General features: G+C 67.9%; 17 protein-coding genes. 7 read left to right on the top strand and 10 right to left on the bottom strand.

Going from position 1 to position 15713, the window contains the following annotated elements:
* Position 1 precedes the first annotated feature (1 nt).
* From QTI17_RS16045 to QTI17_RS16035, 3 genes are read right to left on the bottom strand one after another with little or no spacing between them, the layout of a single operon-like run.
* Positions 2-499 (bottom strand): MarR family winged helix-turn-helix transcriptional regulator, encoded by a 498-nt coding sequence (locus tag QTI17_RS16045; RefSeq protein ID WP_286534323.1) that lies wholly within the window; start codon positions 497-499, stop codon positions 2-4.
* Positions 496-1482, bottom strand: a complete 987-nt coding sequence (locus QTI17_RS16040) for an alpha-ketoacid dehydrogenase subunit beta (RefSeq protein WP_503011057.1) — start codon at positions 1480-1482, stop codon at positions 496-498. The genes QTI17_RS16045 and QTI17_RS16040 overlap by 4 nt, the downstream gene beginning before the upstream one ends.
* The gene (locus QTI17_RS16035) at positions 1473-2492 is read right to left on the bottom strand and encodes a thiamine pyrophosphate-dependent dehydrogenase E1 component subunit alpha (RefSeq protein ID WP_286534322.1); all 1020 of its coding nucleotides are present in this window, start codon (positions 2490-2492) and stop codon (positions 1473-1475) included. Before QTI17_RS16035 ends, QTI17_RS16040 begins: the two co-directional genes overlap by 10 nt.
* Before the next feature lie 160 nt (positions 2493-2652).
* On the opposite strand from QTI17_RS16035, the gene xylF reads away from it, so the two are divergent.
* From xylF to QTI17_RS16015, 4 genes are all read left to right on the top strand, one after another.
* A complete protein-coding gene (gene xylF / locus QTI17_RS16030) occupies positions 2653-3675 on the top strand; it encodes a D-xylose ABC transporter substrate-binding protein (RefSeq protein ID WP_286522010.1) in 1023 nt (340 codons plus the stop codon).
* 112 nt (positions 3676-3787) lie between these two features.
* Entirely contained in the window at positions 3788-4975 is a 1188-nt protein-coding gene (locus QTI17_RS16025) for a sugar ABC transporter permease (protein ID WP_286534320.1), read from the top strand.
* Positions 4976-5749, top strand: a complete 774-nt coding sequence (locus QTI17_RS16020; protein WP_286534319.1) for an ATP-binding cassette domain-containing protein — start codon at positions 4976-4978, stop codon at positions 5747-5749.
* Positions 5746-6888: an ROK family transcriptional regulator gene (locus QTI17_RS16015; RefSeq protein WP_286534318.1), complete on the top strand. Its 1143-nt coding sequence runs from the start codon at positions 5746-5748 to the stop codon at positions 6886-6888. Before QTI17_RS16020 ends, QTI17_RS16015 begins: the two co-directional genes overlap by 4 nt.
* A 26-nt stretch (positions 6889-6914) precedes the next feature.
* Here the strand turns inward: QTI17_RS16015 and QTI17_RS16010 are convergent, their stop codons facing one another.
* The 6 genes from QTI17_RS16010 to QTI17_RS15985 all read right to left on the bottom strand — a co-directional run bounded on the left by QTI17_RS16010 (position 6915) and on the right by QTI17_RS15985 (position 11292).
* On the bottom strand, positions 6915-7184 hold the full coding sequence (locus tag QTI17_RS16010) for a hypothetical protein (RefSeq protein WP_286534317.1): 270 nt from the start codon (positions 7182-7184) through the stop codon (positions 6915-6917).
* Between the two features lie 677 nt (positions 7185-7861).
* Positions 7862-8302: a hypothetical protein gene (locus QTI17_RS16005; RefSeq protein WP_286534316.1), complete on the bottom strand. Its 441-nt coding sequence runs from the start codon at positions 8300-8302 to the stop codon at positions 7862-7864.
* A gap of 81 nt (positions 8303-8383) precedes the next feature.
* Positions 8384-8809, bottom strand: a complete 426-nt coding sequence (locus QTI17_RS16000; RefSeq protein ID WP_286534315.1) for a hypothetical protein — start codon at positions 8807-8809, stop codon at positions 8384-8386.
* Between the two features lie 127 nt (positions 8810-8936).
* On the bottom strand, positions 8937-9383 hold the full coding sequence (locus QTI17_RS15995; protein WP_286534314.1) for a hypothetical protein: 447 nt from the start codon (positions 9381-9383) through the stop codon (positions 8937-8939).
* Complete coding sequence (locus QTI17_RS15990) at positions 9380-10114, bottom strand: LysM peptidoglycan-binding domain-containing protein (RefSeq protein WP_286534312.1); 735 nt, start codon at positions 10112-10114, stop codon at positions 9380-9382. Before QTI17_RS15990 ends, QTI17_RS15995 begins: the two co-directional genes overlap by 4 nt.
* 200 nt (positions 10115-10314) lie before the next feature.
* Positions 10315-11292: a tripartite tricarboxylate transporter substrate-binding protein gene (locus QTI17_RS15985; RefSeq protein WP_286534311.1), complete on the bottom strand. Its 978-nt coding sequence runs from the start codon at positions 11290-11292 to the stop codon at positions 10315-10317.
* Positions 11293-11443: 151 nt separating this feature from the next.
* Here QTI17_RS15985 and QTI17_RS15980 point away from each other — a divergent pair, with 151 nt between their 5' ends.
* From QTI17_RS15980 to QTI17_RS15970, 3 genes are all read left to right on the top strand, one after another.
* Positions 11444-12904, top strand: a complete 1461-nt coding sequence (locus QTI17_RS15980; protein ID WP_286534310.1) for an NAD-dependent succinate-semialdehyde dehydrogenase — start codon at positions 11444-11446, stop codon at positions 12902-12904.
* A gap of 16 nt (positions 12905-12920) precedes the next feature.
* Entirely contained in the window at positions 12921-13661 is a 741-nt protein-coding gene (locus QTI17_RS15975; protein ID WP_286534309.1) for an SIR2 family NAD-dependent protein deacylase, read from the top strand.
* A gap of 272 nt (positions 13662-13933) precedes the next feature.
* A complete protein-coding gene (locus QTI17_RS15970; protein ID WP_286534308.1) occupies positions 13934-14365 on the top strand; it encodes a CBS domain-containing protein in 432 nt (143 codons plus the stop codon).
* Here the strand turns inward: QTI17_RS15970 and QTI17_RS15965 are convergent.
* The gene (locus tag QTI17_RS15965) at positions 14350-15696 is read right to left on the bottom strand and encodes a cytosine deaminase (RefSeq protein ID WP_286534307.1); all 1347 of its coding nucleotides are present in this window, start codon (positions 15694-15696) and stop codon (positions 14350-14352) included. The genes QTI17_RS15970 and QTI17_RS15965 overlap by 16 nt on opposite strands.
* Between the last annotated feature and the right edge of the window lie 17 nt (positions 15697-15713).

Below are 15713 nucleotides of genomic sequence, written 5' to 3'. Positions count from 1 at the left end.
GCTAAGCCGCCTCGGCGTCGCGGGTGGAAACCCCGGGCGCCGCGCTGGCGCTGCAGCAGGCCACCGAGGCGATCAGCTTGTCGAGCGTGGCGTTGAGCTGCTGCAGCTCGGGGGCCGCGACGCCGGCGAACAGCTCGGCCTCGCGCTCGCGCGCCTGCACCGCCACCGCCGCATGCACGGCCTTGCCGGCGCTGCTCAGGTAGAGCCGGCTGCGGCGCTGGTCAGTCGGGTCTTCGTGGCGATGCAGCCGGCCGGCCCGCTGCAGGCCCGCGAGGGCGCGGCTCACCGCCATCTTGTCGAGCCCGGTGAGGTCGGTGAGCTGGGTGGCGGTGAGGCCGGGGCGGGCGCCCAGCAGCGCCATCGTGCGCCACTCGTTGAGCGTCAGCTGGTGCAGCCGTCCGACCCGCTGCTGGAACGGCCGTGCCGTCAGGTTGACGACCCGCACCAGCTTGAGGAAGACCGTGTCTTCGACGGTCGATGCGGGGTCGTCGGGGATCATCCGAGCAGTTTCCGTGCGGCGCTCGCGATCTGCCCGGCACCGACCCGCGACTGGGCTTCCAGCACCGGCGCATACCCCACCGGGATGCGCGGCGCCCCGAGCCGCGCCACCCGGCAGCCGGTCGCCTCGGCCGCGCTGGCGGCGATCTCGGCGCCGAAGCCCGCCGCCTGCACCGCCTCGTGGACCACCAGCAGCCGGCCGGTGCGGCCGCAGGAGGCCAGCACGGCCTCGCGGTCCCAGGGCCACAAGGTGCGCAGGTCGATCAGGTCGACGTCGATGCCCTCGGCCGCCAGCGTGTCGCAGGCGGCGTCGCAGACCTGCACCTGCCGGCCCCAGCTGACCAGGGTCAGCGCATCGCCGCGGCGCCGCCGGGCCGCCTTGCCGAGCGCCACGGGCCGGCTTTCGTCGACCGGCCCGCGTGCGCCCCAGAGCGTCTTGTGCTCGATGTAGACCACCGGATCGCCGCATTGCAGCGCCGCGCGCAGCAGCGAATAGTTGTCCTGCGGCGTCGACGGGCAGACCACCACCACGCCGGGCAGGTGCGCGAACCAGGCCTCGAGCGATTGCGAATGCTGCGCCGCCGAGGCGTCCCAGATGCCGCCGGGCATGCGCGCGACCAGCGGCACGCGGCCCTGGCCGCCGAACATGAAGCGGTTCTTGGCGGCCTGGTTGACCAGCTCGTCCATGCCGCAGAGCGCGAAGTCGACCACCCGCATCTCGACCACCGGGCGCAGGCCGGCCAGTGCCATGCCGACCCCGGCGCCCATGATCGCGGCCTCGGAGATCGGCGTGTCGATCACGCGCTCGGCGCCGAAGCGCTGCTGCAGGCCCTTGTACTGGCCGAAGATGCCGCCGCGGCCGACGTCCTCGCCGAGCACCACCACGCGCGGGTCGGCTTCCATTTCGCGCTGGACCGCCAGCACGGCGGCTTCGGCGTAGCCGAGCTGAAGCACGGCGGCGGCCGGTTCGTGGGTCATGTCCATTGGCCGGCTCCGGTGGTCTGCACGTCGGTGAAAGCGGCGCCGGCCTCGGGCCACGGTGCGGCGTCGGCGGCGGCGAGCGCGGCCTCGACCTCGGCATGGGCTTCGTTCTCGATCGCAGCCAGCGCGGCGGCATCGATGCCGCTGGCGACCAGCCGGGCGCGGGCCCGTGCGATCGGGTCGGTCTCGAGCGCCGCGGCCAGTTCGGCCGGGTCGCGGTAGGCGGCCGGATCGACCGAGACATGGCCCTTGACCCGGTAGGTCAGGGCGTGCAGCAGGCGCGGTCCGCGGCCGGCGCGCACCTCGGCGACCAGGCGGCGGGCCGCCGCGTGGACCTCGAACACCTCGTTGCCGTCGACCTGGGTGGCGGCGATGTCCATGGACTCGGCGCGGGCCGAGGCGCCGTCGCCCGCGGTCATCGGCCCGCTGGCGGTGGTGGCGCTCCAGCGGTTGTCCTCGCAGACGAACAGCACCGGCAGCTGGTAGACCCGGGCCCAGTTCAGCGACTCGAGGAAGGGGCCGCGGTTGATCGCGCCGTCGCCGAAGAAGCAGACCGTGATGGCGTCCTTCTTCTGGAGTTTCTGCGCATGGGCTGCGCCGACCGCGATCGGCAGGCCGGCCGCCACCACGCCGTTGGCGCCGAGCATGCCGACCGAGAAGTCGGCGATGTGCATCGAGCCGCCCTTGCCGCCGTTGAACCCGCTCGCCTTGCCGAAGAGCTCGGCCATCATGCGGCCCAGGTCGGCGCCCTTGGCCAGCGTGTGGCCGTGGCCCCGATGGGTCGAGGTGAGGTAGTCGGCGCGGCTCAGGTGGGCGCAGACGCCGGCCGGCACCGCCTCCTGGCCGGTCGACAGGTGCAACGGGCCGCGCACCTTGGCGCCGCCCGCCGCCTCCTGGCCGTAGGCGCTGACGCCGCCCTGGCTGGCGGCCTCGGCGGCGTTCTCGAAGGCGCGGATGCGCACCATCGTGCGGTAGAGCGCCAGGCGCTCCGGGGCTGGAATCTCAGGGTCCATCTTGTCTCCGGCTCATGCACAGCTTGCGTTGTTCGCGAAATCGTATCGATCGTGACTAATCAGGCGCAGCGCATTTACCCGCAGGGAATATCCCAATGCCGACACGTAGGCCTGCTGACATAGTTCGTCGCTCAAACTAAATCAAACCTGGAGACCGACCATGAAGTTCGCCCCGACACTGACCGCCCTGGCCCTCGGACTGACCGCGCTCGGCGCTTGCGCCCAGACCGTGGTCGGCGTGAGCTGGTCGAATTTCCAGGAAGAGCGCTGGAAGACCGACGAGGCCGCGATCAAGGCCCAGCTCGAGAAGCTCGGCGCCAAGTACATCAGCGCCGACGCGGGCGGCTCGCCCGAGAAGCAGCTGGGCGACATCGAGGGCCTGATGTCGAAGGGTGCCAAGGCGCTGATCGTGCTCGCGATGGACAAGGACGCGATCCTGCCGGCGGTCAACAAGGCGCTGAAGCAGAAGGTGCCGGTGGTGGCCTACGACCGGCTGATCGAGACGCCCGGCGTGTTCTACATCACCTTCGACAACACCGAGGTCGGCCGGATGCAGGCGCGCGCGGTCTACAAGCTGCAGCCCAAGGGCAACTACGTGATGATCAAGGGCTCGCCGACCGACCCGAACGCCAACTTCCTGCGTGCCGGCCAGCAGGAGGTGATCGCCGATGCGGTCAAGAAGGGCGACATCAAGATCGTCGGCGACGAATTCACCGACGGCTGGAAGCCCGAGGTGGCGCAGAAGAACATGGAGCAGATCCTCACCAAGGCCGGCAACAAGGTCGATGCGGTGGTGGCCTCGAACGACGGCACCGCGGGCGGCGCGGTGGCGGCGCTCACGGCCAAGGGCATCCGCGGCATCCCGGTGTCGGGCCAGGACGCCGACTTCGCGGCGCTCAACCGGATCGCGCTCGGCACCCAGACCGTGTCGGTGTGGAAGGATTCGCGCGAACTTGGACGCGAGGCGGCCTCGGCGGCCGTGGCGCTGGCCGCCGGCAAGCCGGCCGACAAGGCGGCCGACTGGAGCGGCGGCGAGAAGAAGGTGGCGATCTCGTCGCGCTTCCTGACGCCGGTGCCGATCACGCGCGACAACCTCGACGTGGTGGTCAAGGCCGGCTGGATCAAGAAGGACGAACTCTGCAAGGGTGTCAGCGGCGACAAGGCCCCTTCGGCCTGCAAGTGAAGTTCACCCCCAGGTTGGCCCACTTCGTGTGGCCGCCCACCCCCTCTCCGGGGGCAACACCAGCGGCCCGGCAAAGCCGGTTCCGCGGTGTTTCTGGCAGGGAGCCCGCATCATGAGTTCTTCACCGAATCTGTGGCGCCGCAGCGGCGTCGATCTCCGGCTGCTGCTCATGAGCGTGCTGCTGGTGGTGATGGCGATCGTCTTCCACGTCCTGTCGGGCGGCGTCTTCCTGTCGCCCGAGAACCTCTACAACATCGCGCAGCAGACCGCGGTGGTCGGCATCGTCTCGACCGTGATGGTGCTGATCATCGTGGCCCGCCACATCGACCTGTCGGTGGGTTCGGTGATGGGCTTCGTCGGCGTGCTGATCGCCTACCTGCAGTACTCGGCCGGCTGGTCCTGGCCGGCGGCGAGCCTGGCCGGGCTGGCGGTGGCGCTGCTGGTGTCGCTCTACCAGGGCGGGCTGACCGCGGTGCTCGGCGTGCCGTCGTTCGTGGTCACGCTGGGCGGGCTGATGTCGTTCCGGGGCACCGCCTTCCTGGTGGCCGACGGCAAGACGCAGCCGGTCAACGACGAATTCTTCCAGCGCCTGGGCGGCGGCTACGACGGCGGCATCGGCACCACGGCGTCCTGGGGGCTGGCGGCGCTGGTGGCGGTCGTGATCTTCGCGCGCATGCTGCAGAAGCGCAGCGCCCGGCAGCGCCACGAGATGCCGGTCGAGCCCCTGTGGCTGGACCTGCTGCTGGCCGCAGTGCCCGCGGCGGTGGTGTTCGCCTTCGCCGCCACCATGAACAACTACCAGATTTCGTCGAAGACCGAGGCCCAGGGCATCCCGATCCCGGTGCTGATCTGGGCGGTGGTGGCGGTGGTGCTGTCGTTCATCGTGCACCGCACCCGCTTCGGGCGCTACGTTTTCGCGATGGGCGGCAATCCGGACGCGGCGGCGCTGGTCGGCATCCCGGTCAAGCGCGTGACGCTGATGCTGTTCGCGCTGCTCGCGGTGCTGGTGACGATCGCCGCGATCGTCTCGATCGCGCGGCTCAACGCCGGCACCAATTCGCTCGGCACCGGCATGGAGCTCTACGTGATCGCAGCGGCCGTGATCGGCGGCACGGCGCTGGCCGGCGGCAGCGGCTCGATCTTCGGCTCGGTGCTCGGGGCGCTGATCATGCAGTCGCTCGACAGCGGCATGCTGCTGCTCGACGTGCCGATCGGCAAGCGGATGGTGATCATCGGCCAGGTGCTGATCGTGGCGGTGGTGTTCGATGTGCTGTACCGCAAGAAGTTCGGGGAGAACTAGATGAGCGCCAACCCACCCCTGGTCGAACTGCGCGAGATCCGCAAGGCCTTCGGCGGCGTGAAGGCGGTCGACGGCGTCAGCGTCAACCTCTATCCCGGCGAAGTGGTCGCGCTGCTGGGCCACAACGGTGCCGGCAAGTCGACCTTGATGAAGATGCTCGCGGGCGCCTATCCGATCGACTCCGGCGACACGCTGATCGCCGGCGAAAAGGTCAACATCCGCACGCCCTCCGAAGCCCAGGCCCAGGGCATCGAGACCATCTACCAGACCCTGGCGCTGGCCGACAACCTCGACTCGGTCGCCAACCTGTTCCTCGGCCGCGAGAAGCTCACGCCCTGGCGCACGCTCGACGACCATTTCATGGAAGGCCAGGCGCGCCGTGTGTTCCATCGCCTCAACAAGAACTTCACCAACATCCGGGTGCCGGTGCGGCGCCTGTCGGGCGGCCAGCGGCAGGTGGTGGCGATCTCGCGGGCGCTGTACTTCAACGCCCGCATCCTGATCATGGACGAGCCCTGCGCGGCGCTCGGTCCCGAGGAGACCGCGATGGTCGGCGCGCTGGTGAAGCAGCTCAAGGCCGATGGCGTGGGCATCTTCCTGATCACCCACGACATGCCCGACGTGTTCGGCCTCAGCGACCGTCTCGCGGTGATGAAGAACGGCCGGCTGGTCGGCACCTACCGCACCGCCGACGTCACCGAGGACGAGGTGCTCGGGATGATCATCGCCGGCAAGCGGCCAGAGGGAAAACCGCAGGCCGAACACGCCGGATGAAGACCACGGGCGACCAGCAGCTCGTCAAGCGGATCAACCGCAGCGTGCTGCTGCGGCTGCTGCGGGCGCGGCCCGGCCTGTCGCGCGCGCGGCTGGCCGCCGAGAGCGGCCTCACCAAGTCGACCGTGAGCCTGCTGGTGCGCGAGCTGCTCGACGACGGCTGGCTCGACGAGGCCGGCACGCCGGTCGCCGACGGACTGGGGCGGCCGTCGACGCCGCTGTCGATCAACGTCGGCGTGCGCGCGCTGCTGGGGGTCGAGATCGCGGTCGAGACGGTGCGGGTGGTCTGCGTCTCGCTCCGGGGCGAGGTGCTGTATTCCGATTCGCAGCCGCTGGCCGAACGCGCGCCGCGGGTGGCCTGCGCGCAGGTGGCGCGGATGGCGGCGGCGGCGCATGCCCACCTGGTCGCCGCCGGCCTGCGGCTGTCGGGCATCGGCGTCGGCGTGCCGGGGGCGCTCGACGACGCCACCGGCATGGTGCGCTTCGCGCCCAACCTTGGCTGGCGCAACCTCGACTTCCTGCCGCTGCTCGGCGAGGCGTTGGCGCGCGAAGGGCTGGCGGGCATCGCGGTGCAGCTGCAGAACGACGCCGATGCCGGGGTGCTCGGCGAGTTCGAGTTCTCGGACGGCGAGGGCGAAGACCCGCTGATCTTCGTGAGCTGCGACGTCGGGGTCGGCGCCGGGGTGGTGCTCAACGACCGCCTGTTCACCGGCGCCGGCGGCATGGCCGGCGAGATCGGCCACACCGTGCTGCAGATCGACGGGCCGCGCTGCTCGTGCGGCCGCAACGGCTGCGCCGAAGTCTTCCTGGGGGCGCGGGTGCTCGACCGCAGTGCCGACGGGCCGGCCAGGGCCGCGGGCTACCTGGGCGTGCTGCTGCAGAACCTGTGGGTCACTTTCGAGCCGCGCGCGATCGTGGTCGGCGGCAAGTCGTGCGATGCGCATCCGGACTTCCTGCGCGGCGCCATCGCGACCGTGCAGCGCTACGCCGACAGCGCCGGCCTGCCCGCCCCGGTGGTGCGGCCCGCGCGCTACGGCCAATGGACCCCGGCGGTGGGAGCCGCCGCGCTGCCGCTTCACGAGTACCTGCGTCCGCTGCATCCGAGCTCGGAGGCGCGGCGCCTGCCGGCCCAGCGTTGACAGCCGAGGAAGGCGGCAACGGCGACTCAGTCGCCGCCGGCCGCCGCCGCCCGGCGCGCCTCGATCCAGCGCTGGAACTGCCGTTCGGCCTGGAGCTTGAATTCGTTGCGGGTCTGGTTGCAGATCGCATGCGAGAGTCGCCGGTGCTGCTGCTTGCGGACGCCGCCGAGGGTGGCGTCGTTGAGGTGCTCGATGGTGGCGGAATCGGGGTCGCTGCGGGGCTCCGCGAAATCCATGGGCAGGCCGCACCAATGGCAGTTGTGACCGAAGGTGGATCGCAGGGCCTGGACGCTCATGAATCGATTGTGCCTTCGCGCCAGCGCCTGAGCCTGGTCGCCTGGGACCCGGTCGCGCAGAAGGAGGCCTGGGGCGTCGACTGCGGCGGCAAATTCCCGAAGCTCGGCTACATGCGGCATGCCTGATTTCACGGGCAAGCTGACGCCCGAGGACGTGGACATGATCAAGGCCTTCATTCAGGGAACGGCTGACGCGATCCGGCTGAAGTAGCGCTTTTCAACCACGAGGGTCGTCCCGAGGGTCCAACGGGCAGTGCAGCGGCATCCGGTCATCCGACACGGCGTATTTCCACTCGGGCGATTCCCGCTTCTGGTACGCCTCGAGGGAGGGGTAGCCGGTGATGCCCACATCTTCGGGGCGTCGCCTATTTGCTGCTCTTCGAGTTGAATGACCTCGAAGCCGCAACGCTTGTCGCGCGTCTTGATCCTGACTGCGATGTGAGGCGGTTCGTTCTTCGAGGCGATGTCGATCACTTCGTAGGAACTGCGCCTGCAGTCGCTGAAGGGCGATTTCCAATCGATGGTCTTGGCCGTGAGACGGGCCGCCCCGTGGCAGACGCGACCCCAGGATTCGTAGACGCCCGTGTAGGGCAATGCATCGGCTGCTGCAGCGCCTGCGGTGGCGTGCAGACAAAGCCACATGATTCGAACGCGCGAGCCGACCAAAGCAGTGGTCTTCAACGACGGGGGTCGCCCAGGGGATCCAGTGGACAGGACAGCGGCATTCGGTCATTCGCCACGGAGTTTTTCCACTCGGGTAGTTCCCGCTTCTGGTACGCGTCCAGTGACGGGTAGCCGGTGATGTCCCACATCTTCGGGTCTTCGCCGATCTGTAGCTCCTGCAACTCGATAACTTCAAAGTCGCAATTCTTGCTGCGTTTCTTGATTCTGACGGCAATGCGAGGTGGCTCATTTCTCGGGGCGATGTCGATCACCTCGTAGGCGCTTGGCTTGCAGTAGCTCCAGGTTGTTCGCCACTCGATCGTCTTGGCGCGAAGATAAGCAGCGCCATGACAGCCTCGGCTCCAAGGTTTGTACTTGCCGAAATAGGGCGTGGCGTCGGCTGCGGCGGCCGTGCCCGCAGCAAATAGGCAAAGACCGATGACCACGGTCTTCATGGGGCTGACCCCGGAGATGTTGAGAAGATGAAGGCCTCCCTTCAAGAAGCGGTCGACGCGACTCGACCGAAGTAGCGCTGTTCAAACACGGGGGTCGTCCCGCGGGTCGAGCGGGCAGGTCAGCCGCATCCGGGCATCCGACACGGCGTTTTTCCACTCGGGCAAATCCCGCTTCTGGTACGCCTCGAGCGACGGGTAGCCGTTCAGACTCCACATCTTCATGTCGTATTGAAGCTGCTCGATCTCGACGACGTCAAAGCCGCAGCGCTTGCTGCGCTTCTTGATCCTGACAGCGATGTGAGGCGGTTCGTCCTTCGAGGCTATGTCGATCACTTCATAGGCGCTTGGTTTGCAGTAGCTCCAGGTCGTTCGCCACTCGATCGTCTTGGCGCGAAGATAGGCCGCTCCATTGCAGCCTTGGCTCCAGGGCTTGTACTTTCCGAAGCATGGTGCGGCGTCGGCTGCGGCGGCAGTGCCAACAGCAAGCAGGCAGAAACTGAGGACCAAGGTCCTCATAGAGCAGCCCCCCGGCGCGCCCGTGCAGGGCAATGCATCGGCTGCAGCAGTGCCTCCGGTGGCGAGCAGGCAAAAGTCTCGTGGCGTGCAATACGCGAGCCGGCCAAAGTAGCCGATGTCAATGACGGGGGGCGTCCCGAGGGTCCAACGGGCAGTGCAGCCGCATCCGGTCATCCGACACCGCGTATTTCCACTCGGGCAATTCCCGCTTCTGGTACGCCTCGAGCGAGGGGTAGCCATTGATGCCCCACATCTTCGGGGCATCCCCTATTTGTTGCTCTTCAAGTTGAATGACCTCGAAGTCGCAACCCTTGCTGCGCTTTTTGATCCTCACAGCGATGCGGGGCGGTTCATTGTTCGAGGCTATGTCGATCACTTCATAGGAACTTCGCTTGCAGTTGCTGAAGGGTGATTTCCACTCGATGGTTGTGGCGGTGAGACGGGCTGCGCCACGGCAGACTCGACCCCAGGATTCGTAGACGCCCGTGTAGGGCAACGCATCCGCTGCAGCAGTGCCTGCGGTCGCCAGCAGGCAAAGCCACATGGTTGGAATCTTCAAATTCACAAGGCGGCCCCTCGACGCACCGTTTCCCATGCGTATTTCAATTTCTGCGCATACAGCGGATCGCCGCCGCCGTTGTAGTACCGCGCGATATTCCATAGGTCGATGCTCTTCCAGCCAGTGACAATCTTCCTCCTCGATGCCTTCCGAAGCTTCAGTACCTGTCCTTCTCGCAAGACGTGCGCTGCCGGATTCAGCTTCACCAGGACGTCGACCGTGCTGCCGTTTGCCCTGGCGATCCTGTCCAGGTTGTCTTTCGGCATCACGGTCACTTCGTAGATATGCGTGTCTCGGTCCATGACAGTCTGAATGTCGAAGTTCGCCATTTTCATCAGCAGGTAGCCGATGCCGGCTCTGATGTTGTCGCGAGGATTGATCTTCACGGCGCTTTCATTGATTGGCAGATACGAAGGGGGAACGATCAGCCATCCGCCCTCGATATTGCCGAGCAGCGCGGGCAGACCCAGATCGAGGCGCGCTCCAATCTGCATCGGCTTGATCTTCCACTCGGAGTCCCTCGCCCCTGATTCGACCCAAAGCATCGCTTTCACAAGGCGCCAGTCCAGCCCGGGAAAGCCCGGCGTGGTCGAAAGGAGATGAAACTCGTAGTTCTGCACGGCCGCCTTGATTTCCAGGTCGTGCGCATTCCATTTTTCATCCGCCTTGTCTATGCCATCCTTCCAACTGTCGAAGCCGCTGAGGCGCTGCGGTGGATGCGAGTGCGACGTTGCCATGCCATCCCTTTTTTATTGGAATGAAACTTATCAGTCGAACTGGCGTGCCAGGGATGCGGGCGCTGGATCGAGAAAAATCCGCGTGCCGAATAGTCCCTTCGTTGGAGCATGGGTCATGCGCCGACCGCGCCACCGGCACGCGCATGAAAAAAGCCGCTGGGCTCTCGCTCCGGCGGCTTTGTCTTTTTCAGCTGCGCGAATCAGTCCGCGTAAACACCCGCCGCCTTGATGATCGGGCTCCACTTGGCGATTTCCGCCGCCACGAACTTCTTGTGGCCTTCGGGCTCGATGCGGCCGTCGGTCGCGACCACGGCGCCCAGGCCTTCCTGCTTCTTGATGAACTCGGGGTCCTTCAGGGCCAGCTTGAGCGCGTCGTTGAGCTTCTTGGTGATGGCCGGCGGCGTGCCCTTGGGCGCGTAGAAGCCGTGCCAGATCGTGACTTCGAAGCCCTTCAGGCCCTCTTCCTGGAGGGTCGGCAGGTTCTTCAGCAGCGGCGTCGTCAGGCGCTGGGACGTGGTCACGGCATAGGCCTTGACCTTCTTGGCCTCGATCTGCGGCGAGGTGTTGGTGGTCTGGTCGCAGAGCAAGTCGATCTGGCCGCCGATCAGGTCGGTGATGGCGGGTGCGGTGCCCTTGTACGGCACCGGGGTCATCTCGGTCTTCATGGCGGTCTGGTAGAGCAGGCCGCACAGGTGCGAGGCCGAGCCGATGCCGGCATTGCCGAGGTTGATCTTGCCCTTGTTGGCGGCGATCCAGGCGCTCAGTTCCTTGTAGTTGTTGGCCGCCATCTGGGGCTTGGCGATCAGGGTCATCGGCACGTCGTTGACGATGCCCAGGTATTCGAAATCGGTCTCGACCTTGAACGGCACGTTGCGCACCAGGGTCGGAATCGTCGACATGCCGATGTGGTTGAGCAGCAGGGTGTAGCCGTCCGGGTTGGCGCGCGCCACCTTGGCGGCGCCGATCGAGCTGCCGGCGCCGGGGACGTTGTCGATCACGATGCTGCCGCCGCCCAGGGGCTTGCGCAGGGCCTCCGCGAGGTCGCGCGCGACCCGGTCGGTCGGGCCGCCGGCGGCGAAAGGCACCACGATGCTGATGGGCTTGCTGCCCGGGAAGTCCTGGGCGTGCGCGCCTGCCGCGAGGGCGGCCAGCGCGGTGATTGCGAGCAGTGTCTTCATGCGGTCTCCGAGTAGAAAAGGCAGCAATCTTATAGTCTGACCGGCAGCTGACCATCGCTGTTTTCCCCCAAGGCCGGCCCCGCGGGCGGCGCGGGGACACTGTCGCGGGTATCGTGCCTTCCTGTATTTCGAGACCCGTGGAGTGATGAGCATGCTGAAACTCAAGGACCCGAGCCTGCTGCGCCAGCAGGCCTTCATTGCCGGCGAATGGGCCGATGCGGACGACCGCGAGACCCTCCCGGTCGTCAATCCGGCCAGCGGCCAGCCGATCGGCAGCGTGCCCCTGTGCGGCAGCGCCGAGACCGAGCGCGCCATCGCGGCCGCCGAAGTCGCCCAGCGCGCCTGGGCCAGGCGGCCGGCCAAGGAGCGCTCGGCCATCCTGCGCAAGCTCAACGACCTGATGCTCGCCAACCAGGACGACCTGGCGCTCATCATGACCACCGAGCAGGGCAAGCCGCTGGCGGAGAGCAAGGGCGAGATCGCCTATGCGGCGTCGTTCATCGAGTGGTTCGCCGAGGAGGCGCGCCGGGTCTACGGCGACACGATCCCGGCGCCGCAGTCCGACCGCCGCATCCTGGCGCTCAAGCAGCCGATCGGGGTCACGGCGGCGATCACGCCCTGGAACTTCCCGACCGCCATGCTGACCCGCAAGGCCGGCCCGGCGCTGGCGGCAGGCTGCGCGATGGTGGTCAAGCCGGCGAGCCAGACGCCGTTCTCGGCGCTGGCCTTCGCCGAACTGGCCGATCGCGCGGGCCTGCCCAAGGGGCTGATGTCGGTGCTGACCGGCTCGGCCTCGAAGATCGGCGGCGAGATGACGCGCAGCCCGATCGTGCGCAAGCTCACCTTCACCGGCTCGACCGAGGTCGGCCGCACGCTGATGAAGCAGTCGGCCGACACCATCAAGAAGCTGTCGCTCGAACTCGGCGGCAACGCGCCCTTCATCGTCTTCGACGACGCCGACATCGATGCCGCGGTCGAGGGCGCGATGGTCTCCAAGTACCGCAACACCGGCCAGACCTGCGTCTGCGCCAACCGCATCTACGTCCAACGCGGCGTGCTCGAGGCCTTCACGCAGAAGTTGGTCGCGAAGGTGAATGCGCTCAAGGTCGGCGAGGGCACCGAGCCGGGCGTCACGCAGGGGCCGCTGATCGACGACAAGGCGGTGGCGAAGATCGAGGAGCATGTCGCCGACGCGCTGGCCAAGGGCGGCCGGGTGCTGGCCGGCGGCAAGCGCCACGCGCTGGGCGGGCGCTTCTACGAGCCGACCGTGATCGGCGGCGCCACGGCCGACATGCTGGTGGCGCGCGAGGAAACCTTCGGGCCGCTGGCGCCGATCTTCGCCTTCGACACCGAGGACGAGGCGATCGCGCAGGCCAACGCCACCGAGTTCGGACTGGCCTCGTACTTCTACAGCCGCGACATCGGCCGCGTCATGCGCGTCGCCGAGGCGCTCGAATGCGGCATCGTCGGCGTCAACACCGGCCTGATCTCGACCGCCGAGGCACCGTTCGGCGGCGTCAAGCAGTCGGGCCTGGGGCGCGAGGGTTCCAGATACGGCCTCGACGAGTTCCTGGAGATCAAGTATGTCTGCCTGGCGGGGCTCGGCCAGTGAACGGAATCCTGGCCGGATGAGCGAGGGCATCGCTGTCGAGCTCGCCGTCGAGTTGCTGCGTGCGGCCCGGCGCATCGTGGTCTTTTCCGGGGCGGGGTTGTCCAGGGCGTCGGGCATTCCGACCTACCGCGATGCCGACGGCCTGTGGATGAACCAGGCCGCGCTGCGCTTCTCGCACGCCGAGGACCTGGCGCGCGACCCGGCCGGGTTCACCAAATTCTGGGCCGAGCGCCTGCGCGTGGTCGAGGCGGCCGCGCCCAACCCGGCCCATCTAGCGCTTGCCCGGCTGCAGCGGCTGCGTCCGGCGACGCGGCTGGTGACGCAGAACGTCGACGGCCTGCTGACCCGCGCCGGCGCCGTCGACGTGCTCGAACTCCACGGCGCCCTGCAGCGCTGGCGCTGCGACCACTGCGGCAACCGGCGCGGGCCCTGGCTGTTCCAGCGCTGCATCCGATGCGGCCGGCGGGCGCGCCCGGACGTCGTGATGTTCGGCGAGATGCTCAACAAGGGCGTGCTGCTCGACGCCCAGGTGGCGGCCGAGGAGTCGGACGTCTTCGTGCTGGTCGGCAGCACGGCGGTCGTCTATCCCGCCGCGGACCTGCCCCAGCTGGCGCTCGCCAACGGCGGGCAGCTCATCACCCTCAATGCCGAGCCGCTGGCGCTCGACCATTCGGCGACCGCGGTGCTGCGCGGCAAGGCCGAGGAACTGCTGCCGCTGCTGGTGGACGGCATCGGCGGCGCGTCTGCGCGAAGCTGAAGCTGCGAGCGAATGCTCGTGTTGTTGTGTCGATCGGTTACAGGGGCGACAAATCCAGTCTTCGGCCGCACCAAAACGACCTGGCGCGTTGATTGACACGAAAGTGTGCAAATCGCCGGTCCCGAAGCCGGAAAAGCTCGCGACGTCGACACAGCGGCGCGCGTCGCGCACCACGGCGGCGCAGCAGCGGCACTCGCACGGCGCCGAAACCCTTCGTCGCCGCCGATGGCTTGCGCTTGTGGAGGGCCCACGCGCCGCGCAGAATAGAACGCATGAAAACTGTGGCAGAAATCCTCAAGGCGAAGGGCGATTCGGTCGTGTATTCGATCGGGCCTTCGGCAACGGTGTACGAAGCGCTCGCGCTGATGGCGGAGAAGAACGTCGGCGCGCTGCTCGTGATGGAGGGCGAGAAGATCGTCGGCATGATCACCGAGCGCGACTACGCGCGCAAGGTCGTGCTGCTGGCACGATCGTCGAAGGACACGCCGCTGCGCGACGTCATGACGCCAGCCGTGATCTACGTGCGGCCGGACCAGACCACCGAGGACTGCATGGCGCTGATGACCCAGAGCCGGATCCGCCACCTGCCGGTGATGCAGGATGGCAAGCTGGTCGGCCTGATCTCCATTGGCGACCTGGTCAAGGGCATCATGTCCGAGCAGACCTTCATCATCGAGCAACTCCAGCACTACATTGCTGGATAGGCTCTCATGAGGTCATCCAGCAGCCGGTAGTCCGGCAGCGTGGTGTCGATCGCCTGCCCGGCGCGCAGCACGGTGCGGTCGAACTGCGTGCGCGAGAGCATCTCCGAATAGTTGCGGGCCTTGAGCACCAGCAGGTCGGCGGGCGCGCCGGCCCTCAGCACGCCGCGGTCGATGCCCATGATGGCCGCCGGCGTCTCGGTCGCGGCGCGGATCCAGTCGCCGAGCGGATGGTCCAGGTGCAGGATCTTCACCGCCTGGGTGAAGGTGTCGAGCATGTCGTGGTCGCCGTAGGCATGGAACGGATCGCGGCAGTTGTCGCCGGCCACCGCCACGCGTAGCCCGCGCGCCTTCATCTCGTGGAGCACGGTCACGCCGCGCCAGCGCGGCGTGCGCGCCACGGGGCTGCGGTCCTGCAGGTACATGTTGACGGTCGGCAGGCTCACGATGTCGATGCCGGCGTCGCGGCAGGCGGCGATGGTCTCCTCGATGAATTCGTCGGTCTGCAGGGCCAGCGAGGTGACGTGGCCGCACAGGATGCGGCCCTTGAAGCCCTGGGCCACGGCATGGCGGGCGACCCGGATCAGCGCCCGTGCGCGCGGGTCGGTCGATTCGTCGACGTGCAGGTCGAGGTCGAGCCCGCGCTCGCCGGCCAGCGTGAACACGCGCACCAGCGCCTCGTCGAGGTCGGGCGGCATCGTTTCGCTCGGGAAGGCCGCCGATCGGGTCACGCAGCCCAGCTTGCCGCCGCTCTCGGCCACGATGTCGGCCAGCCGGCGGCCCTCGTCGGTGAGGAAGATGTCGAGCGGCGCGATCGACGACACCTGGAGGTCGATGCGCCCGGCCCAGCGCTCGCGCACCTCGCGCAGCACCGGAAACGAGATCGACGCCTGCGGCGCGAGCGAGTCGAGGTGCGTGCTGATCGCCACCACGCCCTTGGCATAGGCCGTGGCGAGGCCGAACTCCATCCGCCGCCGCACGTCCTCGGCGTTCCAGTTCGCCTGCCGGTCGCGCATCGTGGCCGCCGAGGCACCCGCGCCGTCGCCGGTCGGGTTGGCCTGGCGCGGCCAGATATGGCCCTTGTCGAGGTGCGTGTGGCAGTCGACCAGGCCCGGCAGCACCATCGAGGCGTCGAGGTCGGGGCCCCACTCGGCGGGCATGCGGCCGGCCAGGTCGATGGCGGCGATGCGGCCGTCGTCGATGAGCAGGTCGATGGCGACCAGGTCGTCGTCGGTGTCGCCCGCCAGAGCGGGCTGCACCAGGCAGCGGGGGGCGCGCACATTGCGCAGGGCATGGCGCGAAGCCCGGGGCGGCTGGAAGAAGGAATGGGGCATCGGCTGGAATGGGATTG

This window comes from Variovorax sp. J31P179, from assembly GCF_030316985.1.
In the GTDB taxonomy this organism is placed as follows: Bacteria; Pseudomonadota; Gammaproteobacteria; order Burkholderiales; family Burkholderiaceae_C; genus Variovorax; species Variovorax ginsengisoli_B.
Note: the sequence above shows the minus strand (reverse complement) of the source record. Positions and strands in the feature narration are given on the sequence as shown.